This is a genomic window from Pseudomonas sp. LBUM1643 (assembly GCF_059716215.1).
In genome coordinates this window covers 1,584,577-1,606,599 of the sequence record NZ_CP166813.1, presented here as the reverse complement: position 1 = coordinate 1,606,599, position 22,023 = coordinate 1,584,577, and the positions used below count along the sequence as shown (strand labels likewise).

At 59.7% G+C, this 22,023-nt stretch carries 20 protein-coding genes; 7 read left to right on the top strand and 13 right to left on the bottom strand.

The features are described 5' to 3' along the window. Positions 1 to 7 precede the first annotated feature (7 nt). The 6 genes from ACA063_RS07205 to ACA063_RS07180 form a co-directional block, all read right to left on the bottom strand. Positions 8 to 1,588: an aldehyde dehydrogenase (NADP(+)) gene (locus ACA063_RS07205; RefSeq protein ID WP_497665320.1), complete on the bottom strand. Its 1,581-nt coding sequence runs from the start codon at positions 1,586 to 1,588 to the stop codon at positions 8 to 10. A 42-nt stretch (positions 1,589 to 1,630) separates the two neighbouring features. Beyond that, a complete protein-coding gene (gene araD1, locus ACA063_RS07200) occupies positions 1,631 to 2,626 on the bottom strand; it encodes an AraD1 family protein (protein ID WP_497665319.1) in 996 nt (331 codons plus the stop codon). 202 nt (positions 2,627 to 2,828) lie between these two features. After that, on the bottom strand, positions 2,829 to 4,004 hold the full coding sequence (locus ACA063_RS07195) for an L-rhamnonate dehydratase (protein ID WP_122476260.1): 1,176 nt from the start codon (positions 4,002 to 4,004) through the stop codon (positions 2,829 to 2,831). A 466-nt stretch (positions 4,005 to 4,470) separates the two neighbouring features. After that, positions 4,471 to 5,475 (bottom strand): 4-hydroxythreonine-4-phosphate dehydrogenase PdxA, encoded by a 1,005-nt coding sequence (locus ACA063_RS07190; RefSeq protein ID WP_497665318.1) that lies wholly within the window; start codon positions 5,473 to 5,475, stop codon positions 4,471 to 4,473. Further along, positions 5,472 to 6,428, bottom strand: coding sequence for an amidohydrolase family protein (locus tag ACA063_RS07185; RefSeq protein ID WP_497665317.1), 957 nt, complete (start codon positions 6,426 to 6,428; stop codon positions 5,472 to 5,474). Before ACA063_RS07185 ends, ACA063_RS07190 begins: the two co-directional genes overlap by 4 nt. Next, positions 6,421 to 7,767, bottom strand: a complete 1,347-nt coding sequence (locus tag ACA063_RS07180) for an MFS transporter (protein WP_497665316.1) — start codon at positions 7,765 to 7,767, stop codon at positions 6,421 to 6,423. The genes ACA063_RS07185 and ACA063_RS07180 overlap by 8 nt, the downstream gene beginning before the upstream one ends. 376 nt (positions 7,768 to 8,143) lie before the next feature. Between ACA063_RS07180 and ACA063_RS07175 the strand changes: the two genes are divergently transcribed. The 4 genes from ACA063_RS07175 (at position 8,144) to ACA063_RS07160 (ending at position 12,284) form a co-directional block, all read left to right on the top strand. Beyond that, positions 8,144 to 9,160: a Bug family tripartite tricarboxylate transporter substrate binding protein gene (locus ACA063_RS07175; RefSeq protein WP_497665315.1), complete on the top strand. Its 1,017-nt coding sequence runs from the start codon at positions 8,144 to 8,146 to the stop codon at positions 9,158 to 9,160. 53 nt (positions 9,161 to 9,213) lie between these two features. Continuing rightward, a complete protein-coding gene (locus ACA063_RS07170; protein ID WP_162436904.1) occupies positions 9,214 to 9,747 on the top strand; it encodes a tripartite tricarboxylate transporter TctB family protein in 534 nt (177 codons plus the stop codon). Further along, entirely contained in the window at positions 9,744 to 11,273 is a 1,530-nt protein-coding gene (locus tag ACA063_RS07165; RefSeq protein ID WP_497665314.1) for a tripartite tricarboxylate transporter permease, read from the top strand. Before ACA063_RS07170 ends, ACA063_RS07165 begins: the two co-directional genes overlap by 4 nt. Before the next feature lie 69 nt (positions 11,274 to 11,342). After that, complete coding sequence (locus tag ACA063_RS07160; protein WP_162436906.1) at positions 11,343 to 12,284, top strand: LysR family transcriptional regulator; 942 nt, start codon at positions 11,343 to 11,345, stop codon at positions 12,282 to 12,284. Between the two features lie 150 nt (positions 12,285 to 12,434). Here the strand turns inward: ACA063_RS07160 and ACA063_RS07155 are convergent, their stop codons facing one another. The 4 genes from ACA063_RS07155 to cysK form a co-directional block, all read right to left on the bottom strand. Continuing rightward, positions 12,435 to 13,298: a DMT family transporter gene (locus ACA063_RS07155; protein ID WP_497665313.1), complete on the bottom strand. Its 864-nt coding sequence runs from the start codon at positions 13,296 to 13,298 to the stop codon at positions 12,435 to 12,437. 97 nt (positions 13,299 to 13,395) lie between these two features. Beyond that, entirely contained in the window at positions 13,396 to 13,560 is a 165-nt protein-coding gene (locus tag ACA063_RS07150) for a hypothetical protein (protein WP_194690716.1), read from the bottom strand. A 299-nt stretch (positions 13,561 to 13,859) separates the two neighbouring features. Further along, the gene (locus ACA063_RS07145; RefSeq protein WP_497665312.1) at positions 13,860 to 14,798 is read right to left on the bottom strand and encodes an aspartyl/asparaginyl beta-hydroxylase domain-containing protein; all 939 of its coding nucleotides are present in this window, start codon (positions 14,796 to 14,798) and stop codon (positions 13,860 to 13,862) included. Between the two features lie 294 nt (positions 14,799 to 15,092). Continuing rightward, on the bottom strand, positions 15,093 to 16,067 hold the full coding sequence (gene cysK / locus ACA063_RS07140; RefSeq protein WP_497665311.1) for a cysteine synthase A: 975 nt from the start codon (positions 16,065 to 16,067) through the stop codon (positions 15,093 to 15,095). Between the two features lie 127 nt (positions 16,068 to 16,194). On the opposite strand from cysK, the gene ACA063_RS07135 reads away from it, so the two are divergent. The 3 genes from ACA063_RS07135 (at position 16,195) to ACA063_RS07125 (ending at position 19,516) form a co-directional block, all read left to right on the top strand. Further along, positions 16,195 to 17,271 (top strand): DUF748 domain-containing protein, encoded by a 1,077-nt coding sequence (locus ACA063_RS07135; protein WP_497665310.1) that lies wholly within the window; start codon positions 16,195 to 16,197, stop codon positions 17,269 to 17,271. Between the two features lie 188 nt (positions 17,272 to 17,459). Next, positions 17,460 to 18,305 carry an AAA family ATPase gene (locus tag ACA063_RS07130; RefSeq protein WP_497665309.1) on the top strand — a complete coding sequence of 282 codons (846 nt, stop codon included), beginning with the start codon at positions 17,460 to 17,462 and terminating at the stop codon, positions 18,303 to 18,305. Between the two features lie 32 nt (positions 18,306 to 18,337). Continuing rightward, positions 18,338 to 19,516: a vWA domain-containing protein gene (locus ACA063_RS07125; protein WP_122837858.1), complete on the top strand. Its 1,179-nt coding sequence runs from the start codon at positions 18,338 to 18,340 to the stop codon at positions 19,514 to 19,516. 120 nt (positions 19,517 to 19,636) lie between these two features. On the opposite strand, the gene ACA063_RS07120 is transcribed toward ACA063_RS07125, so the two are convergent. The 3 genes from ACA063_RS07120 to ACA063_RS07110 are packed head-to-tail and all read right to left on the bottom strand — an operon-like array spanning position 19,637 to position 22,004. Then, entirely contained in the window at positions 19,637 to 20,554 is a 918-nt protein-coding gene (locus ACA063_RS07120) for a 5-oxoprolinase subunit C family protein (RefSeq protein WP_497665308.1), read from the bottom strand. Next, on the bottom strand, positions 20,551 to 21,255 hold the full coding sequence (locus ACA063_RS07115) for a 5-oxoprolinase subunit B family protein (protein WP_497665307.1): 705 nt from the start codon (positions 21,253 to 21,255) through the stop codon (positions 20,551 to 20,553). Before ACA063_RS07115 ends, ACA063_RS07120 begins: the two co-directional genes overlap by 4 nt. After that, on the bottom strand, positions 21,252 to 22,004 hold the full coding sequence (locus ACA063_RS07110) for a 5-oxoprolinase subunit PxpA (protein ID WP_497665306.1): 753 nt from the start codon (positions 22,002 to 22,004) through the stop codon (positions 21,252 to 21,254). Before ACA063_RS07110 ends, ACA063_RS07115 begins: the two co-directional genes overlap by 4 nt. Between the last annotated feature and the right edge of the window lie 19 nt (positions 22,005 to 22,023).

Here is a 22,023-nt window from a genome sequence, read left to right as displayed (position 1 = left end):
CAAGACACTACAAAGCCGACTGACTCACCTCCCCATCCACCAACCGCCGAATCCCTAGCGGATTGGCATTCTGCAACGCCTCGGGCAGCAAGGCGTCCGGGTAATTCTGGAAGCACACCGGCCGCAAGAATCGGTCAATGGCCAGCGTGCCGACCGATGTCCCGCGCGAATCGGATGTCGCCGGGTACGGCCCGCCGTGCACCATGGCTTCACACACCTCGACCCCGGTCGGATAGCCATTGAGCAGGATTCGCCCTACTTTTTCCTGCAGCGATTCGGCCAGCCAACGGTACGCCAGCAGCTCATCAGACTCGCCGATCAGCGTCGCCGTCAGTTGCCCGCGCAAGCCGTGCAAGGCCGCCGCCAACTGTGCCTGATCCTCTACTTCGATGACGATGGTGGTGGGTCCGAACACTTCTTCCTGAAGCAACTCTTCGCCTCTGAGCAGCAGGCCGACATCCGCCTGGAACACCTGCGGTTGCGCCTGATTTCCCTGCTGCGGTTTGCCCGCGAGGTGCGTTACACCCGGATGCTCGTGCAGTTCGGCAAGGCCTCGGCTGTAGCTGCCCAACGCGCCGGCATTGAGCATGGTTTGCGCCGGCTGCTGGTTCATGCTTGCGCAAAACGTCTCCAGAAACAGGCTGAACTGCGGCGAACGCAGGCCGATGACCAGGCCCGGATTGGTGCAGAACTGACCACACCCCAAGGTCACCGAACCGGCGAGCTGCGCGGCAATCTGTTCGCCACGCACCTTGAGTGCTTCGGGCAGCAGGAACACTGGGTTGATGCTCGACATCTCGGCAAACACCGGGATCGGCTGTGGTCGGCTCGCTGCCATATGGCTCAACGCATTGCCGCCCTTGAGTGACCCGGTGAAGCCCACCGCCTGGATCGCCGGATGCTTGACCAGCCACTCACCGACGCCACCGCCAAAGATCATGTTGAACACGCCCGCAGGCATTTCGGTACGTTCGGCCGCGCGGATGATTGCATCCGCCACCCATTCAGCAGTTGCCATGTGCCCGCTGTGCGCCTTGAACACCACTGGGCATCCGGCGGCGAGCGCCGAAGCGGTATCGCCACCGGCCGTGGAAAAAGCCAGCGGAAAGTTGCTGGCTCCGAACACGGCCACCGGCCCCAACGCGATGCGGTACTGGCGCAGATCCGGACGCGGCAACGGCTGGCGATCCGGCAATGCCTGGTCGATGCGCGCGCCATAGAAATCGCCGCGACGCAGGACCTTGGCGAACAGGCGCATCTGGCCACTGGTACGTCCGCGCTCACCCTGAATGCGCCCCGCCGGCAATGCCGTTTCACGGCAAACAGTCGCGACGAAGTCATCACCCAAGGCGTCGATTTCATCGGCGATCGCCTCCAGGAACAACGCACGCCTGTCGGCGCTGACGTTGCGATAGATCGGGTACGCAGCGGCTGCAGCCTTGGCGGCGGCGTCCACTTCCGCTTCGCTGGCTTGAAAGAAGGTACCGGGGAGCGGCTCGCCCGTGGTTGCATCGAGGCTTTGCAGCTGCAATGTCCCGTTGGCGCTGCGACGGCCACCGATGTAGTTGTGTCCTGATAACGTGTTCATGGGAGGTTCCTTGACCGGGTAAAAAAACCGGTAATTGAAGACTTAAAGCGCACGCACCTGGCCGATGGCCAACGGCTGGGAGCTCTCGCCAATGCCGTTTTCCAGGGGCGCACCGAACGCGTCGAGGCTGATCTGGAACCGATCACCCGGTTGGGTTTTGACCCCGTCGGCGAACGACAGCGTGGCGGTGCCGAAGTAATGCACGTGAACATCCCCCGGACGCAAAAACTGGGCGTATTTGAAGTGATGGAATTCAAGGTTGGCGAGGCTGTGGCACATGTTGTCTTCGCCGCTGAGAAACTCTTTTTCCCAGATCACTTCGCCGTTGCGTTTGATGCGGCTGGTGCCGGCCAGATGCCGGGGCAACTCACCGACGCGCAGTTCCGGACCGTAGGCGCAAAAGCGCAGCTTCGAGTGCGCGAGGTACAGGTAATTACGCCGCTCCATCACATGGTCGGAGAACTCGTTGCCCAAGGCATAACCGACGCGGTACGGCAGGCCATCGTCACCAATGACATAGAGGCCGGTCAGTTCCGGCTCCTCGCCGGCGTCTTCGGCGAACGGCGGCACCGGGAAGTCTGCACCGGGTCGCACGACGATGCTGCCGTCGCCCTTGTAGAACCATTCCGGTTGCGCCCCGACCTGGCCAGCTTCTGGCTTCCCACCTTCCAGACCCCATTTGAAAATGCGCATGGTGTCGGTCATGCCGGCTTCAACCGCACCTTCTTGCTGGTGCATCTTGTCCCGCGCCGATGCGCTGCCCAGATGGGTCAGGCCGGTGCCACTGATCAGGCAATGGGCCGGGTCTTCGTGATCCAGCGGCGGCAGGACGTTGCCCTGCTGCAGCAGTTGCGCGTAGTCCGGGCCCGGCACGGTGCCGCGCGTTGCGGCTTCTTCCTGCAGGCTGCGATTGGCGCGGATCGCCGCGAGTGCCAGTTCACGGGTGCTGCGCGTATTCAGCAGCACCTGGACCTGTGCCCCATCGACGAGGCCGACCTGGCGTTCGCCGGCTGAGTTTTCAAATTGAATCAGGCGCATGTCGGCCCTCCGGAAAGTCATGATTTTGACGAGGAGATTTATCCGTTCTGTGGCGAGGGGATTTATCGGAATGCCGCATCACCCCGTTCGGCTGCGAAGCAGTCGTGAATCCGGTCCAACCCAGTCCGTCTGAATGGGTGCTGGGGCCGCTTCGCAGCCCAACGGGGATAAATCCCCTCACCACAGGAGTTCCACTACACGGTCATTCGATGATGTTGAAGTCGCTCAAGTATTCATCGGAAATTTCCAGGCCCAGGCCCGGCGTGTTGTCGTCGAGCTGGATGTAACCGTTGACCGGTTGCGGCTCGCCCTTGAACACGTAATAGAAGAGTTCGTTGCCGACTTCAACGTCGAATACCGGGAAGAACTCGGCCATCGGCGACGCGGTGGTGGACATGGTCAGGTGGTAGTTGTGCATCTGCCCGGCGTGAGGGATCACCGGCACCGACCAGGCTTCAGCCATGGCGTTGATCTTGCGCGCAGCGGTGATGCCGCCGACGCGGTTGGTGTCGTACTGGATCACGTCGATGGCGCGACGTTCCAGCAGATCCTTGAAGCCGTAGGAGGTGAATTCGTGCTCACCGCCCGAGATCGGCATGATCCCCATTTTTTTCAGTTCGATGTAGCCTTCGATGTCATCGGCGATCACCGGTTCTTCGAGCCAGCGTGGTTCGAATTCGGCGAGTTTTGGCAACATCCGGCGGGCATATTCCAAGGTCCAGCCCATGTAGCATTCGAGCATGATATCGACGTCAGGACCGGCCAGTTCACGCAGCGCGCGCACTTGTTCGATGTTCTTGCGCATGCCCGCCGGGCCGTCTTTCGGACCGTAGCCGAAACGCATTTTCAGCGCGGTGAAACCCTGGTTCAGATAGCCCTGGGCTTCTTCGAGGAACAGGTCAAGGTTGTCGTTGGCGTAGAGCTTGGAGGCGTAGGTCCAGATCTTTTCCTTGGTGCGTCCACCGAGCAGCTTGAACACCGGCTTGTTCACGGCTTTACCCATGATGTCCCAGATGGCGATGTCGATCGCCGAGATGGCCGCCATGCCGATGCCTTTGCGGCCCCAGGCGTGGCTCTGGCGGTACATTTTCTGCCAGATGTATTCGTTGTCGAACGGGTCTTCGCCAATGGCGATCGGGGCCAGGTAAGTGTCGATGATTTCCTTGGCGACACGCGGGGCCAGGGCGCAGTTACCGATGCCGACAAGACCGGTATCGGTCTCGACTTCCACCACCAGCCAACCATGGAAACGGAACGAGCCCATGGCATCGCCACGCTCGAACAGGATGTCGCTGGCATTGGTGCAGAAGTGCGCTTGAGGGGGAACGACTTTGCCTTTCCACTCGAAAACGCGGGTACGGATCGCTTTGATTTTCATGAATACAGTTTCCTTGCGCTGCCGGTTTCTTGTCATTGTTGGGTCGTGTGCGCAAAGCCGCTCGGATGGCGGGCTCCAGGCATTCGATGGACCGACTGTAGCCAGCGCCAGGGGGTGGCGGATAATCACTTATGCGTATCCGACGATAACCTGAGGTGATCGCAACAACGGGTTATGGGCCAAGTAGGGTTATCAGGTTTTCCACAAAAAAATGTGGGAGCGAGCCTGCTCGCGATGGGGCAGTGTCAGCTGACATATATGCCGTCTGACACTCCGCTATCGCGAGCAAGCTCACTCCCACAGGGGTAATGCGTTGATCACAGAGCCCGCTAGCACCACCCATCACTGTGGGAGCGAGCCTGCTCGCGATGGGGCCGTGTCAGCTGACATATATGCCGTCTGACACTGCGCTATCGCGAGCAGGCTCACTCCCACAGGAGATTTCTGTTGGTTTAGCGATCGAGGATCAGTAGCTGTTGGTCCCCATCCGGCAGGCAATCTCGAACGCCTGGCGGATTGCACCGACGTTGGCCTTGCCCTGGCCGGCGATGTCGAACGCGGTGCCGTGGGCCGGGGTGGTGATCGGGATCGGCAGGCCGCCCTGCACGGTCACGCCGCGGGAGAATCCCATCAACTTGATCGCGATCTGGCCCTGGTCGTGGTACATGGTCACGACCGCGTCGAAGACACTGGCATCGCCCTGAACCTTTAGGAAAATCGTATCCCCCGGATAAGGTCCGTCTGCGGCAATACCGAGTTCCTGCGCTGAACGAACCGCCGGGCCGATGATGTCCAGCTCCTCGCGACCGAACGAACCGTTGTCACCGTTGTGCGGGTTCAAGCCGCAGACGCCGATGCGTGGTTTTTCCAGACCATTGCGTTTGAGCGCGGTGTCGATCAGCTGAATCGCCTCCACCACACGCGCTTGAGTCAGCATGCCCGGGACTTCGGACAAGGCCACATGGGACGTGACCCGCGACGTCCAGAGGTTATCGAGCACATTGAATTCGCAGAACGGCCCGTGGAAATCCAGCAGCTCGGCGAACCAGTGCAACTCGTCGTTATGCGCCATGCCAGCCATGTGCAGCGAAGTCTTGTTCAGTGGCCCGAACAGCACGGCATCGGTCGTCCCGGCCTCGGTCAGGCGCAGCGCTTTTTCCAGGGTATCGAGGCTGTAGCGACCACCGATGACGCTGGCTTCACTGCGGGGAAACTCTCCCAGGGTGTCGCCGCGAAAATCGTAGAACAACGGCGTGTCATCGGTGAACGACAACTGCTCCAGCGACGCCACACGACGGTAGGGAAACTCCACGCCGGCAATGCGCATCCCGCGCTGCATTTCCGCCTCGTCGGCAATCAAAATCACATTGGCCTGGCTGCGTACGGCAGGCTCCGCAAGCAGGCGTGCGATCAGTTCCGGGCCGATGCCCGCCGGGTCACCCAGGACCATGGCGATGGTTGTCTTGTTCATGCTTCACTCCTCAAGGGTTCTGGCCATGTCCGCTCAATGGCGCAAGGCTCGCAGCGATAAACCCGCTGCGCGTTACTGTAGAAAAGTCGTTGCTGATCGGCGCTCGGCAGATCAGCCACGATGGATTTGAATCCGCTGTAAATGTCATCGAACGAACCGCACAGGCTGTCCACCGGAAAGTTGCTGGCGAACATCACTCGATCGGTGCCAAACATTGCGATGACTTCGCGCACGATCCAGGCGTTGTCCTTGGCGCGCCAAGGCTGGCCGGCCTGACCGAGTCCGGAAACCTTCACCTGCACGTTGGGCCACTGGGCCAGTCGCGACATCGCCAGTCGCCACCCCGCCAAGCCTTCGGCGCTACGGTCATTGGGCAAACCGGCGTGGTTGAGAATCAGCGTGGTGCGAGGAAAATCCCGGGCCAAACGTTCGGCCTCGTGCAGGTTCCACCAGGGTGACTGCAAATCAAAATGCAGCCCCAGCCCTTCCAGCGCGGCGTAACCGCGACGCCAGCGCTCATCACTCATCAAGCTGCGCACATGACCCACTTGCTCTGGGGTACTGGGTCCGCCAGGCTTGTGACGCACGCTGCGTACGCACTTGAACCCGGCCTGTTCGGTCAGGACCGCAATGGCGTCCGGGTGATCGAGCCAGGCTTGCGCCACGATCGCATTCGGTACGCCATAGCGAGCGGCCAGGCCCTCAATGAAGCGGGTTTCGCCAATCGGGTCCTGCGGGTTCCATTCGGTCTCGATGTACACCGTTTGCACGACGTGATGAGGACCGGCATCAGCGAAGTAATCGTCGGGAAAATAACGGCGCTTGATCGCACTGTAGTCGCCGTAGCGAAACGCAATATTGGCCTCCGGGGCGAGCCAGGGATGGTCGTTGATTGCAGGGTCCCAGAAATGATGATGGGCATCGATAATCGGGCCGTTCCACACCTCACCCATGACGCACCTCATCGAGACTGATGAACAGCGTAGCCAGCACGAAGATCGCCGAGCACACCGCAAAGAAACCCAGGACCGGCGCAAAACCACCCGACATCTGCAGGATCACGCCCACCAGAATCGGCACCGCGATGCCGCCGGTACTGCCCGCCATATTCATCACGCCGCCGATCAAACCGACCCGTGCCGGCGCGGCCAACAACGCCGGGAAGCTCCAGTAGAGGCTGCCCCACATAAGAAAAAAGGCGGTCATGGCCAACAGCGCCACGGCTGCAAAAGGATCGCTCAGGGTCGGCAGCAACAGGAATGCACCCAAGGCCACCAGACCGGAAAACGCCAGCAGGCTCTTGACCGCAACTCCTCGGCTGACGCCCTTGCGGATCAGGCCGTCGCAGAGGAAACCGCCGGTCAACGAACCCAGTGCGCCGCACACAAAGATCACGAAGGTGGCGGCGCCGATGCCTTTGATATCGAACCCGCGGGCCTGTGCCAGGTAGCTTGGCCCCCAGGTCAGCAGCCCGAAATACACCATCGCCCAGCTGGCGCGACCGATCAGCAATCCGCTCAGGGAACGCGCGGCAATGCCCAGGCCTTTGACCGGAATTCGCGCGGCCTCAGCGGCAGGGGTGGCGCGTCCGGCGTTGATCTTCTCAAGCTCTTCGGCGTTCACCTGCGGGTGCGTGGCCGGGTCATCGCGCAGGTAACGTTGCGCCACCCAGGCCAGCACCAGTGTCGCGATGCCGGCAATCACAAAGGCCAGGCGCCAGGAGTCCAGCGATGCGATCAGGTAGGCAATGATCAACCCGCCAACCGCCACGCCCAACGGGCTGCCGCTGTCCATCAGCACCGCGCCACGGCTGCGCTCGCTTGGGGCCAGCCACAAGGAGATCAGCTTGCCGCCGGAGGGAAACAACGGGGCCTCTGCGGCGCCCAGGGCAACCCGGGCGAACAACAATGACAGCCCTCCCGTGGCGAATGCCGCGATCACCTGAAAGGTGCCCCATAACCCGGTGGACCAGCTGATGACGCGGTGCGGACCGAAGCGATCGATCAGCCAGCCGCCAGGAATTTGCAGTAAGGCATACGCCCAGAAGAAACTGCTGAGGATCAGTCCTTGCATGCTCGGTGACAGAGAAAATTCATGGGCGATGGTCGGCATCGCGATGGACAACGACACCCGGTCGATCAGGTTGACCATGGTCAACGCGAACACAATCGCGAAGATTTTCCAGCGCACATGGCTGGCGGTGCGAGTGGTCGCCTGCGGTGTTGCCGCTGTCACTGCCGCTGACTGAACATCTGCGCCAGGCAGATGCAGGGAAGCACTGGGACGAGCCATGGTGCGTACCTCTGTTTATTATTTTTGTGGATGCAACGACACCGTTTTATACGGCGCCTGGTGAGCACTATCGAAGGCCCAGTGATAACCGTCTAATCAATACTTGAAATCAGGCGATAGCCTTGGGTTATTGCATACCCTGCTTTCACCGCGCTTTCACTGCCCCGCAGCGACCGCTTTTCATCGCAAAATGCTCTGGCACAACGCTCTGAGGGAAAACTGTCATTTTCGATGTTACGACCTATAACTACAGGCTATCGGTGTATGTATTGTTTTGACTAGACGCGAGGCAAACACCTTCCCACACTCGGACCAGGCTTGCGGCTTTCGAGCGCAGACAAGTCACTCATAACAACTACAAAAACGAGGCCCTTCCATGCGAAATGCATTCGTCCGTCGTACGTCCCGTCTGTTTCTTGGCTGCACACTGGTCGCCGCCGGCGCCCTTCCTGCACTCGCTCACGCGGCCTGGCAACCGGACAAGAACGTCGAAATCGTCGTCGCCGGCGGTCCTGGTGGCGGCACCGACCAGCTCGGCCGTCTGATCCAGTCGATCATCACCACTCACAAACTGCTCGACGTTAATACCATCGTCCTCAACAAGGGTGGCGGCAATGGCGCCGAAGCCTTTCTCGACCTGAAAATGAACAAAGGCGATCCCGAAAAACTGGTGATCGGCACCAACAACATCTACCTGCTGCCCCTGGTATCCAAGCTCGGTTATCAATGGCAGGAACTGACCCCCGTGGCGGCAGTGGCTGAAGACGACTTCATCCTCTGGAGTTACAAAGGGGCGCCCTGGAAGGACGCCAAGGGATTCTATGAAGCCGTCAAGGCTGACCCGTCGAACCTGCGCATGGGCGGCAGTCAGTCCAAGGATGTCGACCAGACCCTTACCCTGCTGCTGAACCAGACCACCAACAGCAAACTGGTGTACATCCCGTTCAAAAGCGGCAGTGAAGCGGCCACTCAACTGGCCGGCAAACACATCGCCGCCAACGTCAACAATCCCAGCGAAAGCATCAGCCAATGGCGTGGCGATCAGGTCGAGCCGCTTTGCGTGTTCAGTAAAGAGCGCATGGCCTACACCGAGAAAGTCGCTGGCGACAAGTCGTGGGCCGATGTGCCGACGTGCCATGAAGAAGGCCTGGGAGTCGATCAGTACCGCTTCCCGCGCACCGTGTTCATGCCTGGCGAAGTCACCGCCGAACAGCGCGCGTTCTATGTCGAGTTGATGCGCAAAGTCACCGAGACGCCTGAATTCAAGGCGTACGTCAAACAGAACGCTCTGGTGCCGACCTTCCTCGAGGGCGAGCCACTGACCGCCTACATTGAAAAAGACACCGCTCGCGTGACCCCGGTGTTCAAGGAAGCCGGCTGGCTGAAAAACTGAGTTGCCCACGGCCGTCCGCCTGCGCACGGCCGTCACCTTCTGGAGGTGCTTTCATGTCTCATTCTTCGGATTCACCCGCGTTGGTCGGCACCCGCTGGGTCGAACTCGGCCTGACATTGTTCACCACGCTGATCGGCGCGGTGGTGATGTTTGGCAGTATCGAACAAGGTATCGGCTGGGGCGATTCCGGCCCCGAGCCGGGTTACTTCCCCTTCTACATCGGCCTGATGTTGAGCGCGGCCAGTGTGGGCAACGGCGTATTGACCCTGGTGCGCTGGCAAGCCCTGAGCATTTCATTCGTCAGCCGAAGCGCGTTCAAGCAAGTGATATCGGTGTTTATCCCGATTGCGCTGTTCGTGGCGGCCATGCCGTTGACGGGCATTTATGTCGCCTCAGCCTGTTTCATCGCCTGGTTCATGTGGCGTGACAAGGTCCGTACCCAGCCCTACAGCAAGTTGATGATCGCCACCGTGTCCCTCGGTGCCGTGCTTGCCAGCTATCTGATTTTCGCACTGTGGTTCAAGGTCCCGCTGGATGCCGGCCCGATGGGCGACTGGATTGCCCAGGTCGGGAGATCTTTCAAATGAGCGAGTTCGATTCCCTGTTGCAAGGCATGAACCTGATCCTGACCCCGGGCCATATCGGCCTGATGGTGATCGGCGTGCTGCTGGGCATTCTGGTCGGCGTGTTGCCCGGTCTGGGTGCTCCTAATGGCGTGGCGCTGCTGTTGCCGCTGACGTTCACCATGTCGCCGGTTTCGGCGATCATCCTGTTGTCGTGCATGTATTGGGGCGCGCTGTTTGGCGGCTCGATCACCTCGATCCTGTTCAACATACCCGGTGAGCCCTCATCGGTGGCGACCACCTTCGACGGCTATCCGATGGCCCGTGAAGGTCGCGCCGCCGAAGCCCTCACCGCAGCGTTCAGCTCGGCACTGATCGGCGCGCTGGCTGGCGTGTTGCTGCTGACCTTTTTGTCGACGCGTATTGCCGCATTCGCCATGTCCTTCAGTTCGCCGGAATTCTTTGCGGTGTACCTGTTGGCGTTCTGCACATTCATTGGCATGAGCAAAAATCCACCGCTGAAAACCGTGGTCGCCATGATGATCGGTTTCGCCATGGCCGCAGTTGGCATGGACACTGTGTCAGGTAACCTGCGCCTGACTTTCGATCAACCGGCCCTCATGACCGGCATCAGTTTCGAAGTGGCGGTGATCGGCCTGTTCGGTATCGGTGAAATTCTCTGCACCGTCGAGGAAGGCCTGGTTTTTCGCGGCGAGCATGCGCGTATCACACCGATGGTGATACTGCGTACCTGGGCCAAGTTGCCGCGTTACTGGTGGACCATTTTGCGCAGCACGCTGGTGGGTTGCTGGATGGGCATTACGCCTGGCGGTCCGACGGCGGCATCGTTCATGAGCTACAGCCTGGCGCGACGCTTCTCGAAGAACCGCGACAACTTCGGCAAGGGCGAACTCGAAGGCGTGATTGCCCCGGAGACCGCAGACCATGCAGCGGGCACCAGTGCCCTGCTGCCGATGCTGACCCTGGGCATTCCCGGTTCTGCCACGGCGGCAGTGATGCTTGGCGGGTTGATGATCTGGGGCCTGCACCCTGGGCCGACGCTGTTCGTCGAGCAGCACGATTTCGTCTGGGGACTGATTGCCAGCATGTACCTGGGTAACGTCGTGAGCCTGATCGTGGTATTGGCCACGGTGCCATTGTTCGCTTCGATCCTGCGCATTCCGTTTTCCATCATTGCGCCGATCATCATTATGGTCTGCACCATTGGTGCGTACTCGGTGCACAACTCGTTCTTCGACGTGGTGCTGATGCTGGGCTTCGGTGCGCTGGGGTACCTGTTCAAGAAGCTCGGTTACCCGATTGCGCCACTGGTACTGGCCGCTGTTCTGGGGGACAAGGCTGAAGATGCGTTTCGTCAATCGATGCTGTTCTCAGACGGACAACTGGGGATTTTCTGGTCCAACCCGTTGGTGGGTTGCCTGACGACGGCGGCGCTGCTGATGCTGTTCTGGCCACTGATTTCCAAGGCATTGCAAACCCTGATGGGCTTGCGCAAACCCGCTGTCGCCAAACCAAAATCGGTGCTGTGACACAGCAATGCTGGCAACGCCTGACAATTGTTGTCAGGCTTGCCGCAGTCTTTTTTGCGAGTCGAGCCCATGACCCGAATTCCAGAAGCCAATGTGATCCACAGTCGACTGCGTCTGCGCCAATTGCGGCTGATGCTCGCGTTGGAGGAATTCGGTTCGTTGCGCCGCGCCGCTGACCACATCGGCATGACCCAACCCGCCGCAACCAAGATGCTCCATGAAGCCGAGGACCTGCTGGGCGTCGAGCTCTTCGAACGTCTGCCTCGGGGCATGCGCGCTACCCCGTTCGGGGAAACCGTCACCTATTACGCCCGCATGGTGTTCGCCGAACTCAGCGGCATGCGCGAAGAACTGGTGGCGCTCCAGTCCGGCAATCTGGGTCGGGTTGCCGTCGGCGCGATCCCCGCGCTGGCCTCGGGGCTGTTGACCCGAACCATCGCGACCTTGAAACAAAGCCATCCCCGGTTGTCCATGAGCATCCAGGTCGACACCAGCGACGTGCTGGTGCAGGCGTTGTTGCAGGATCAACTGGACATCGTACTGGGGCGGATTCCGGCGGGTGCCCGGGCCGAAGAATTGCTGTTCGACAGCCTCGGCGAAGAGGCGTTGTGCGTCATCGCCGGCGCGCATAATCCGTTGGCAAAAGAGACACAACTGAGCTGGGCCGAATTGCAGAACATGACCTGGGTGCTGCAGCAGCAGCCAAGCCCGATGCGCGCGATCATCAATCAGGTGTTCCACAATGCGCGGGTGGATATCCCCAGCAGCATTGTCGAAACCACGTCGATCATGACCCTGCTGTCGTTGATCCAGCAGACCGACATGCTCGGTGTCACGCCGGTGTCGGTGGTCGAGGATTATGCCGGTCGAGACTTGCTGGCGGTGTTGCCGATCAAGTTCGAAGCGCGGCTGCCGCCTTTTGGTCTGATCACCCGGCGGCATCGCATTCAATCATCGGCCATGCAGGCGTTCATGAATTCGGTGCGGGCCGAGCACGCGCTGACCAAATAAAAAAGGCCCGGCGGCCGACCAGGCTCTGGATAGGTACCCTCCCCTGTAGGAGCTGTCGAGTGAAACGAGGCTGCGATCTTTTGATCTTGCTTTTAAAAATCAAAAGATCGCAGCCTCGTTTCACTCGACAGCTCCTACAGGGGGATGGGTTTATGTGGTTTTACGGAACACAAACACCAGCCCGACGATGATGAGCAACATGCCCAGCATGCTCAGCGTCGCCAACCGATTACCGAAAAACAGGTAATCCATCACCGCCGTCACCGCGGGCACCAGGTAAAACAGACTGGTGACATTCACCAGATTGCCCCGAGCGATCAAGCGGTACAGCAGCAACGTCGCCAGCACCGAGACCACCAACCCCATCCACAACACCGGCACGATGAACCCGCTGCTGTGCTCGAAGTGAAATGGCTGGAACGGCACGAAAATCCCGCACAGCAACAGGCCCGCGAGGTATTGCACAGGCAACGTGCCGAGGGGATATTCAGTGATGCGCTTTTGCATGATCGAACCGAACGTCATGCTCGCCAGCGCCAGCAGGCCGAAGACCATGCCGGCCAGCGACATCCCGGCCAGGCCGATACCTTGGTAAACCACCATGATCAATCCGGCCAGTCCCAACGTCAGCCCGAACATCCGGCTGATGGAGCGCTGCCGCTCCATGATCACCACGGTCAGGATCGGCTGCACGCCCATGATCGTCGCCATGACGCCAGGCGTGACTTTGAGGTCCAGGGCCAGCAGATAAAAAATCTGATAGGCCCCCAACAGCACCACGCCCGTGGCCATCGCATACAACATCGGCTTGCCGCCCTTGGGCAGTTTCAGCCTGAGCAACGGCGTCAGCAGCGCCAATCCACAGAGAGCAATGGCGAAGCGAATGAGCAGAAAGGCAAAGGGTGACGCGTGGGCCAGCCCCCATTTGGAGAAGATCGCCCCGCTGCTCCACAGCAGAACGAACAGGCTCGTGGACGCCGCCGCGAGCGCGGTTTTTTTCGAAAGGACAAACATGAATACCACCTGTAGTCAGGCAAAAAGCCAATCCAGCCGAAGCTGAAGTTCAGTAGGTTTTTTCAGGCGGGCGCGGGGAACAGCAAAACGAAGCTGATCAGCCCGAAACGCCGACGCCCGGCGGTGATACGACTGCGTACACCGGCGTGCTACGAACAGGTGGGGGGTAATGACTGATCTGCACAGGCTGCTGATTCCCGCAAGGCACGACGCCAGCGTTGACCGCTGAATCGACTACCGCGTTGAGGAAGGAAGCTGGCATGGGCTGATCTTTTTTGATGAGTGGACGGCGGGTTGGAGAACACCGAGCGGCGACTATAACCAGCGGTGGGTACAGATTGCAATCACTGCTCGCTCAAGCGCGACAGGCTAATTGTGGCGAGGGAGCTTGTCGAATCGTCGCACCGTCCCGCTGGGTCGCGAAGCGGCCCCGCTCTTTTACCTGAAAAGCAGGGGACTGCTGCGCAGCCCAGCGGGAGCAAGCTCCCTCGCCACAGGTAAAGTGTCGCGTCTGAGGGAATGGTATTTCTCGCAGGGAGCGGTTGTATTTTGTGCTCGACTTTATCCAAACAGCCAATACCCCAACGCCACCAACACCACCACCGCCAATACCGGTCGCAGCACTCGGTAAGCCTTGGGATGACGACGCTTCCACTGTTTGATCACACCACTGAACCGGTCGCTGGAGTTCTTGCTCCAGGCGTACACCTGATTGATCCCGCCAACACGTTCGTCATCAAGGTTCTGCGGCGCAGTGGCGCGGCCGAGCCAGCCACTGATGTAGCGGTTGATACGGGTCATGAAGCGATTGCTGAGCGGTCGCTCGATGTCACAGAACAGGATCACTCGAGTCTTTTCGGTTTCATTCTTGACCCAGTGGACATAAGTCTCATCGAACATCACGTCTTCGCCGTCCCGCCAGGCGTATTCCTGGCCGTCGACGAAGATCCGGCAGCTGTCGGAATTAGGTGTCGACAGACCCAGGTGATAACGCAGGGAGCCCGCGAACGGATCACGGTGCGGGTTCAGGTGACTCCCCCCGGGGAGCAGCGCGAACATCGCGCCTTTGACGTTGGGGATGCTGCTGACCAGTGCCACCGTTTTCGGGCACAGGGCTTCGGCAGAAGGCAGCGGTTTGTCGTACCACTTGAGGTAGAAACGCTTCCAGCCCTTCTTGAAGAAAGAGCCAAAACCGGCGTCGTTATTCTTTTCCGCGGCGCGAATATAGCCCTCGTCAAACAGGTGCATCGCTTCGTCACGGATGACTTCCCAGTTGTCCTTGAGCACGTCCAGCTCCGGGAATTTACTGCGGTCCAGATAAGGTTTGGACGGCACGCCGGAGAACACATACATCAAGGCGTTATAAGGGGCGAACAAGGCTGAGTGGTTGACGAACTGACGCAGGACAGGCAATCGCGCCTTGCCGCGCAAATGCACATAGAGGGTGCTGCCCAAAAACAGCAACAACAGCGACGCCTTCGCGGCAAAGGAAAAGGTCATCAACAACTCCTTGAGAATAGGCAACTCTGCGCAACGCCATTTACCCGACGTGGCAGCCGGCCATGATAATCACTACCGGCCTCTGGAAAAACCCACTTTATTCAACATTCAGTATTGAAGATTGCGTAACAAAACACTTCATATCACGGGATTCCTGAACGGGGGCTGACCTGAGTCAGCCCCCGTTCCTATTTCAAATCCGGCTTACTATCTGTAGCAGCTGGCGCAGCCTGCGTTGGCTGCAACAAAAAGCACGTTTGCCTGCGCAATTCCTGATGGGCAGGTACTAGTCTCCTACGCCTGGTTTTCCTGATCGGTAAACAGATCGCTGAACAACATGCTCGACAGGTAGCGCTCGCCAGAGTCCGGTAAAATCACCACGATCGTCTTGCCCTGCATTTCCGGCGTTTCGGCCAATCTAACCGCCACTGCCATGGCAGCACCGCAGGAGATACCGCACAGGATCCCTTCTTCCTGCATCAGGCGCAGCGCCATGGCTTTGGACTCATCATCCGTCACCAGCTCAACCCTATCGACGATCGACAGGTCCAGGTTTTTCGGCACGAAACCAGCACCGATGCCCTGGATCTTGTGCGGACTCGGCTTGATTTCTTCACCCGCCAGCGCTTGCGTGATCACCGGGGACACGACCGGCTCCACGGCTACCGAGATAATGGGTTTACCCTGAGTATTCTTGATATACCGCGAAACGCCGGTAATAGTTCCACCGGTTCCAACGCCAGCCACCAGTACATCGACGGCACCGTCAGTGTCGTTCCAGATCTCTGGCCCGGTGGTTTTTTCATGGATGGCCGGGTTGGCCGGATTCTCGAACTGCGCCGGCATGAAGAACACGGAGGGATTGCTGGCAACGATTTCGGCCGCCTTTTCAATGGCGCCTTTCATGCCCTTGGCCGGTTCGGTCAACACCAGCTCGGCACCCAGGGCCTTGAGCACCTTGCGGCGTTCGATACTCATGGAGGCCGGCATGGTCAGCATCAGCTTGTAACCCCGTGCGGCCGCCACGAAGGCCAGGCCGATGCCGGTATTGCCGGAGGTGGGTTCGACGATGGTCATGCCGGGCTTGAGTTTTCCGGAGCTTTCCGCGTCCCAGATCATGTTGGCACCGATCCGGCATTTGACCGAATAACCCGGGTTGCGCCCTTCGATCTTGGCCAGGATGGTGACGCCGCGCGGAGCGATCCGGTTGATTTGCACCAGCGGCGTATTGCCAATGGAATGGGCGTTGTCAGCGTAGATACGGCTCATGGCTGGGTCCTTGTACAGCGTTGAAATAGCGCTCAAAGGTAAGCCTGTTGCTCGTGGTCGTCCAGTCAGGTCGAACGTCCTGTAATAAGAACAGTCAATGGCTTTACATCGCCGGAGATTTGCCATCATGAAACGTCGTTACAGTTGGCCCTTGTGGTCCCTCGCAGGCCTCGTCGTACTGCTGATAGCGCTGCATATCGCCCTGCCCTATCTGGTGCGCGACTACCTGAACGACAAGCTGGCGGACATGGGCGACTACCGCGGCCAGATCACCGACGTCGACCTGGCGTGGTGGCGCGGCGCCTACAAAATCAACGGGCTTAAAATCGTCAAGGTTGACGGCAAGGTCCCGGTCCCGTTCGTCAATGCGCCGCTGATCGACTTGGCCGTGAGCTGGCACTCGCTCTGGTCCGACCATGCGGTGGTGGCCCAGGCGCAGTTCTTCAATCCCGAAGTGAACTTCGTCGACGGCGGTGCCAACAAACAGAACTCCCAGACCGGTCAGGGTACTGACTGGCGCGCTCAGTTGAGCAAACTGTTGCCGATCACCCTGGACGAAGTCCGGATACATGACGGCAAGATCAGTTTTCGCAACTTCAACTCCAAGCCGCCGGTGAACATGAACGCGACCCAGGTGAATGCCAGCATCTACAACCTGACCAACGTGGTTGATAAGGAAGGCAAACGTGACGCTCGCTTTGAAGGCAAAGCACTGTTGCTCGGGCATGCACCGCTGGAAACCACCGCCACGTTCGACCCGTTAAGCAATTTCGAGGATTTCGAATTTCGCCTGCGGGCCAGGGACATCGAACTCAAGCGCATGAATGACTTTGCGTCGGCCTATGGCAAGTTCGACTTCAATGCCGGTCATGGCGATGTGGTGATTGAAGCCGAGGCTAACAAGGGGCGGCTCAAGGGCTACATCAAACCGTTGTTAAAAGACGTTGACGTTTTCAACTGGCAGCAGGACGTGGAGAACAAGGACAAAGGGATCTTCCGCTCAATCTGGGAAGCCATCGTCGGGGGCTCCGAAACGGTGCTGAAGAACCAGGTCAAGAACCAGTTTGCCACACGCGTGGAGCTCAGCGGCAACGTGCATCGCCAGGACATCAGCGCATTTCAGGCGTTTTTACAGATTTTGCGCAACGGTTTCGTCCAGGCGTTCAATGCCCGGTACGAGCGGCCGAAGCCGGAGGCGGGTTAGGTTTTTTGCGTAACGGTAGTTATTGCGCCGCCTCGCAACAAGTCAGGAAGTGACGCGCCATTCAGAGACTGAATAAGCCGTCTGCGTTCACAGTCGACCGGCCTGCGAGTTATAGTCGGGCATCACAATGAATTCGCCCGCCCCGCCCTGCATCGTCCAGGTCGGCGTCACCGTTCGAGGATTACCCGATGAAGTTCGAAGGCACCCAGGCCTATGTCGCCACCGATGACCTGAAGCTGGCGGTCAACGCCGCCATCACCCTGGAGCGGCCACTGCTGGTCAAGGGCGAGCCAGGCACCGGCAAGACCATGCTCGCCGAGCAACTGGCCGAATCCTTTGGCGCCAAGCTGATCACCTGGCACATCAAGTCCACCACCAAGGCCCATCAGGGCCTGTACGAGTATGACGCGGTCAGCCGCCTGCGCGACTCGCAACTGGGCACGGACAAGGTCCACGACGTTCGCAACTACCTGAAAAAGGGCAAGCTGTGGGAGGCTTTCGAGTCCGACGAGCGGGTGATCCTGCTGATCGATGAAATCGACAAGGCCGATATCGAGTTCCCGAACGACCTGCTGCAAGAACTCGACAAGATGGAGTTCTACGTTTACGAGATCGACGAGACCATCAAGGCCAAGAAACGCCCGATCATCATCATTACCTCCAACAACGAGAAAGAGCTGCCGGACGCTTTCCTGCGCCGTTGCTTCTTCCATTACATCGCCTTCCCAGATCGCACCACGCTGCAGAAAATCGTCGACGTGCACTACCCGGACATCAAGAAAGAGCTGGTAAGCGAAGCGCTGGACGTGTTCTTCGACGTGCGCAAAGTGCCTGGTCTGAAAAAGAAGCCATCGACCTCCGAACTGGTGGATTGGCTGAAGCTGCTGATGGCCGACAACATTGGCGAAGCGGTGCTGCGTGAACGTGATCCGACCAAGGCCATTCCGCCCCTGGCCGGCGCTTTGGTGAAGAACGAACAGGACGTGCAATTGCTTGAGCGCCTGGCGTTCATGAGCCGTCGCGGCACTCGCTGATCCCTCTTTTAACAAGATAGAGGGCGATAGCCATGCTGCTCAACCTGTTCAATGAAATGCGTGCTGCCAAGGTTCCGGTCTCGGTGCGTGAGCTGCTGGACCTGATCAACGCGCTGAAACAGCGCGTGACCTTCGCCGATATGGACGAGTTCTATTACCTGTCCCGGGCGATTCTGGTAAAGGACGAAAAGCATTTCGACAAGTTTGACCGAGCGTTCGGTGCGTATTTCAACGGCCTGGAAAAGCTCGACGATCACCTTCAGGCATTGATTCCTGAAGACTGGTTGCGCAAGGAATTCGAGCGTTCCCTGACCGACGAAGAACGGGCCGCGATCCAGTCCCTGGGCGGTCTGGACAAGCTCATCGAGGAATTCAAGAAACGCCTGGAAGAACAGAAGGAACGCCATGCCGGTGGCAACAAGTGGATCGGCACTGGCGGTACCAGCCCGTTCGGTTCCGGTGGCTTCAACCCGGAAGGCATTCGGGTAGGCGATGCAGGCAAACGTCAGGGCAAGGCGGTCAAGGTCTGGGATCAGCGCGAGTACAAAAACCTCGATGACTCGGTCGAGCTGGGCACGCGCAACATCAAGGTCGCGCTGCGGCGCCTGCGCAAATTCGCCCGCCAGGGTGCGGCGGAGGAACTGGACATCGATGGCACCATCGACCACACCGCGCGTGATGCCGGGCTGCTGAACATCCAGATGCGTCCGGAGCGGCGCAATACCGTGAAGCTGTTGTTGCTGTTCGACATCGGCGGCTCGATGGACGCCCATGTAAAAATCTGCGAGGAGTTGTTCTCGGCCTGCAAGACCGAGTTCAAGCATCTGGAGTACTTCTACTTCCACAACTTCATTTATGAGTCGGTGTGGAAGAACAACATGCGCCGTACTTCCGAGCGCACGTCGACCCAGGACTTGCTGCACAAGTACGGTGCCGACTACAAAGTGATCTTCATCGGTGATGCCGCCATGGCGCCGTATGAAATCACCCAGGCCGGCGGCAGCGTCGAACACTGGAACGAAGAAGCCGGTTACGTGTGGATGCAGCGGTTCATGGAGAAGTACAAGAAGGTCATCTGGATCAATCCTTACCCGAAAGATACGTGGGGCTATACCTCATCGACCAACATCGTGAGGGACTTGATTGATGATCAGATGTACCCGCTGACGTTGCGGGGGTTGGAGGAAGGGATGCGGTATCTGTCCAAATAATGCATGACATTTGTGGCGAGGGAGTTCACTCCCGCTGGGCTGCGCAGCAGCCCCTTGCTTTGTCACGTAAAAGTGCGGGGCTGCTTCGCAGCCCAGCGGGAGCAAGCTCCCTCGCCACAATTAGAAGCGTTTCAGGTACTGGATCTGCTCCCGATGCGCCGCTTCCTGCACCACCGGCCGTAAGCGCACCTTCGCCCCCGGCAAACACTGAGCCAAATGCGCCAACGCCAACGGCGTCAATGCGCCCAATCGTGGATACCCGCCAATGGTCTGCCGATCATTGAGCAGCACAATCGGCTGACCATCCGGCGGCACCTGAACGGCACCGAGCGGGATGCCTTCGGAGATCATTGGCTTGCCCTGATACTCCAGCGCCGTTCCCAGCAAGCGAATGCCCATCCGGTCCGCGCGGCTGTCCAGGGTCCAGACAGTGTTGAACGCATCGAACGAGCTCTGCCCGCTGAACTCGCCAATCTGCGCGCCCAGTACCAGGTCCAACGGCCTGTTCTGGTGGAAGTCCGGTCGATGTGTCGAAGGCAATTCTCGCAGCAGTAACAGCGAGCTCCCCCGATAACTCAACTGCGCGCCCTTGGCCAGCGCCCGACCCATTGCGTCCAGCCCGCCAAGCGCCTCTCGAACCACGGTTGAACTGCTGCCCAATACCTTCGGCGCATCAAACCCTCCCGGTGCCGCCAAATAAGCCCGAGCCCCAAGCAGCGGCTGAGTCAGTTGCAGGCGCTGCCCCTTGTTCAGCCTGAAACTGCGCCATGGCGCCAGCGCCTCGCCATCCACTTGGGCGCCGAGGTCCGCTCCGGCAAGCGCCAGCACGCAATCCTCTTGCGCGACCACGGTAAACCCGCCGAGGGTGATTTCTATCACCGGGGCATCCAGCTCATTGCCCAGCAGCCAGTTCGCCCACGACATCGAACGCCAATCCAGCGCCCCGCCCTGTGTCACACCCAGATGCCGCACGCCGAACCGACCTGCGTCCTGCAACAGGCACAACGGTGTGCTTGCTTCAATCGATAGATGGCTCATGCCTGTGCCTCCAGTGGCGTGTCATCGCCACCCAGGTTGAGGAACTCGGCGTGACTGATCGCCTCGAAGCGCACCGTATCGCCCGGTTGCATCAGGCTGTAGCCATCGCGTTCACGGTCGAACAATTTGGCCGGGGTTCGGCCGATCAGGTTCCAGCCACCGGGCGACACGACCGGGTAGGCCGCAGTCTGCCGCTCGGCAATACCCACGCTGCCGGCCGCGACTTTTTTCCGTGGCGTATCCAGACGCGGCGCCGCCAGCACTTCCTCGACCAGCCCCATGAAGGCAAATCCCGGCGCGAAGCCCAGGGCGAATACTTGATATTCATGCTCGCTGTGACGGCGGATCACGTCAGCCACCGCCAACCCGCTGCGTTGCGATAACAGGTTCAACTCCGGGCCGACGATCAGGTCATACCAGACCGGCAATACATGACAGGTGCCGCGGGTGCGCGCGTTGGGCGACAGATCGATCAACGCGGCGCTGATCAACTCTCGAGCCTGGGACGGATTCAATGCGCTGAGGTCGTAATGCACCATCAAGGTTGTGTAGGACGGCACCAGGTCGATCAGATGCCCGGCGAACGCCGTCCGCAGACTTTCGCTGGCCGCGAGCATCCAGGGCATGTTGGCCTCTGCGATCTCATCGAACAGGCGGACCATCAGGCAATCCAGCGCCACCACTTCCACCCGCAGCTTCATGACGCACGCTGCTGATCGAGGGCTTCGCGGATACGTCGCACGGCAGCGACAGAACTGCTGTTGTCGCCATGAACGCAAAGGGTGTTGGCCTGCAGATGCAAGGCACTGCCATCGCTGGCAGTGAGGTCGCCGCCCCGGGCAATGGTCAGCGCCTGTTCGATGATTTTTTCCGGGTCATGGTGCACGGCGCCTGGCTGTTGACGCGAAACAAGCCTGCCCGCGCTGTCGTAGGCGCGATCGGCGAACGCTTCGAACCACAGCGTGATGCCGTATTCATTGCCAAGCTGCTGCGCGACGCTGTTGTCACGAGTCGCCATCAGCATCAGCGGCAGCGTCCGGTCATACGCGGCTACCGCCTGCAGCACCGCTCGCAATTGCGCGGGGTTGGCCATCATGTCGTTGTACATCGCGCCGTGGGGTTTGACGTAGCTCACCCGCCCGCCCTGAGCGCGGCAAATGCCATCCAGTGCACCGATCTGGTAATGCAGGATGTCTTGCAGTTCCTCGGCGGTGTAAGCCATGGAACGCCGACCAAAACCCACCAGGTCCTGATAAGCCGGATGCGCACCGATCAGCACGCCATTGCTCACGGCCAGGCTGACGGTCTTGCGCATGATGCTCGGGTCGCCGGCGTGAAAGCCGCAGGCAATGTTGGCGCAATCAATGAAGGGCATGACCTCGGCGTCCAGACCCATGGTCCAGTTGCCGAAACTCTCGCCGATGTCGCAGTTCAATAGCAGGCGGCTCACGGTGAACACTCCTGTAGGC

What these genes read in the sequence shown, in the direction of transcription:
- ACA063_RS07205 (WP_497665320.1), bottom strand. Translation starts at nt 1,588, where the DNA reads ATGAACACGTTATCAGGACACAACTACATCGGTGGCCGTCGCAGCGCC.
- araD1 (WP_497665319.1), bottom strand. Translation starts at nt 2,626, where the DNA reads ATGCGCCTGATTCAATTTGAAAACTCAGCCGGCGAACGCCAGGTCGGC.
- ACA063_RS07195 (WP_122476260.1), bottom strand. Translation starts at nt 4,004, where the DNA reads ATGAAAATCAAAGCGATCCGTACCCGCGTTTTCGAGTGGAAAGGCAAA.
- ACA063_RS07190 (WP_497665318.1), bottom strand. Translation starts at nt 5,475, where the DNA reads ATGAACAAGACAACCATCGCCATGGTCCTGGGTGACCCGGCGGGCATC.
- ACA063_RS07185 (WP_497665317.1), bottom strand. Translation starts at nt 6,428, where the DNA reads ATGGGTGAGGTGTGGAACGGCCCGATTATCGATGCCCATCATCATTTC.
- ACA063_RS07180 (WP_497665316.1), bottom strand. Translation starts at nt 7,767, where the DNA reads ATGGCTCGTCCCAGTGCTTCCCTGCATCTGCCTGGCGCAGATGTTCAG.
- ACA063_RS07175 (WP_497665315.1), top strand. Translation starts at nt 8,144, where the DNA reads ATGCGAAATGCATTCGTCCGTCGTACGTCCCGTCTGTTTCTTGGCTGC.
- ACA063_RS07170 (WP_162436904.1), top strand. Translation starts at nt 9,214, where the DNA reads ATGTCTCATTCTTCGGATTCACCCGCGTTGGTCGGCACCCGCTGGGTC.
- ACA063_RS07165 (WP_497665314.1), top strand. Translation starts at nt 9,744, where the DNA reads ATGAGCGAGTTCGATTCCCTGTTGCAAGGCATGAACCTGATCCTGACC.
- ACA063_RS07160 (WP_162436906.1), top strand. Translation starts at nt 11,343, where the DNA reads ATGACCCGAATTCCAGAAGCCAATGTGATCCACAGTCGACTGCGTCTG.
- ACA063_RS07155 (WP_497665313.1), bottom strand. Translation starts at nt 13,298, where the DNA reads ATGTTTGTCCTTTCGAAAAAAACCGCGCTCGCGGCGGCGTCCACGAGC.
- ACA063_RS07150 (WP_194690716.1), bottom strand. Translation starts at nt 13,560, where the DNA reads ATGCCAGCTTCCTTCCTCAACGCGGTAGTCGATTCAGCGGTCAACGCT.
- ACA063_RS07145 (WP_497665312.1), bottom strand. Translation starts at nt 14,798, where the DNA reads ATGACCTTTTCCTTTGCCGCGAAGGCGTCGCTGTTGTTGCTGTTTTTG.
- cysK (WP_497665311.1), bottom strand. Translation starts at nt 16,067, where the DNA reads ATGAGCCGTATCTACGCTGACAACGCCCATTCCATTGGCAATACGCCG.
- ACA063_RS07135 (WP_497665310.1), top strand. Translation starts at nt 16,195, where the DNA reads ATGAAACGTCGTTACAGTTGGCCCTTGTGGTCCCTCGCAGGCCTCGTC.
- ACA063_RS07130 (WP_497665309.1), top strand. Translation starts at nt 17,460, where the DNA reads ATGAAGTTCGAAGGCACCCAGGCCTATGTCGCCACCGATGACCTGAAG.
- ACA063_RS07125 (WP_122837858.1), top strand. Translation starts at nt 18,338, where the DNA reads ATGCTGCTCAACCTGTTCAATGAAATGCGTGCTGCCAAGGTTCCGGTC.
- ACA063_RS07120 (WP_497665308.1), bottom strand. Translation starts at nt 20,554, where the DNA reads ATGAGCCATCTATCGATTGAAGCAAGCACACCGTTGTGCCTGTTGCAG.
- ACA063_RS07115 (WP_497665307.1), bottom strand. Translation starts at nt 21,255, where the DNA reads ATGAAGCTGCGGGTGGAAGTGGTGGCGCTGGATTGCCTGATGGTCCGC.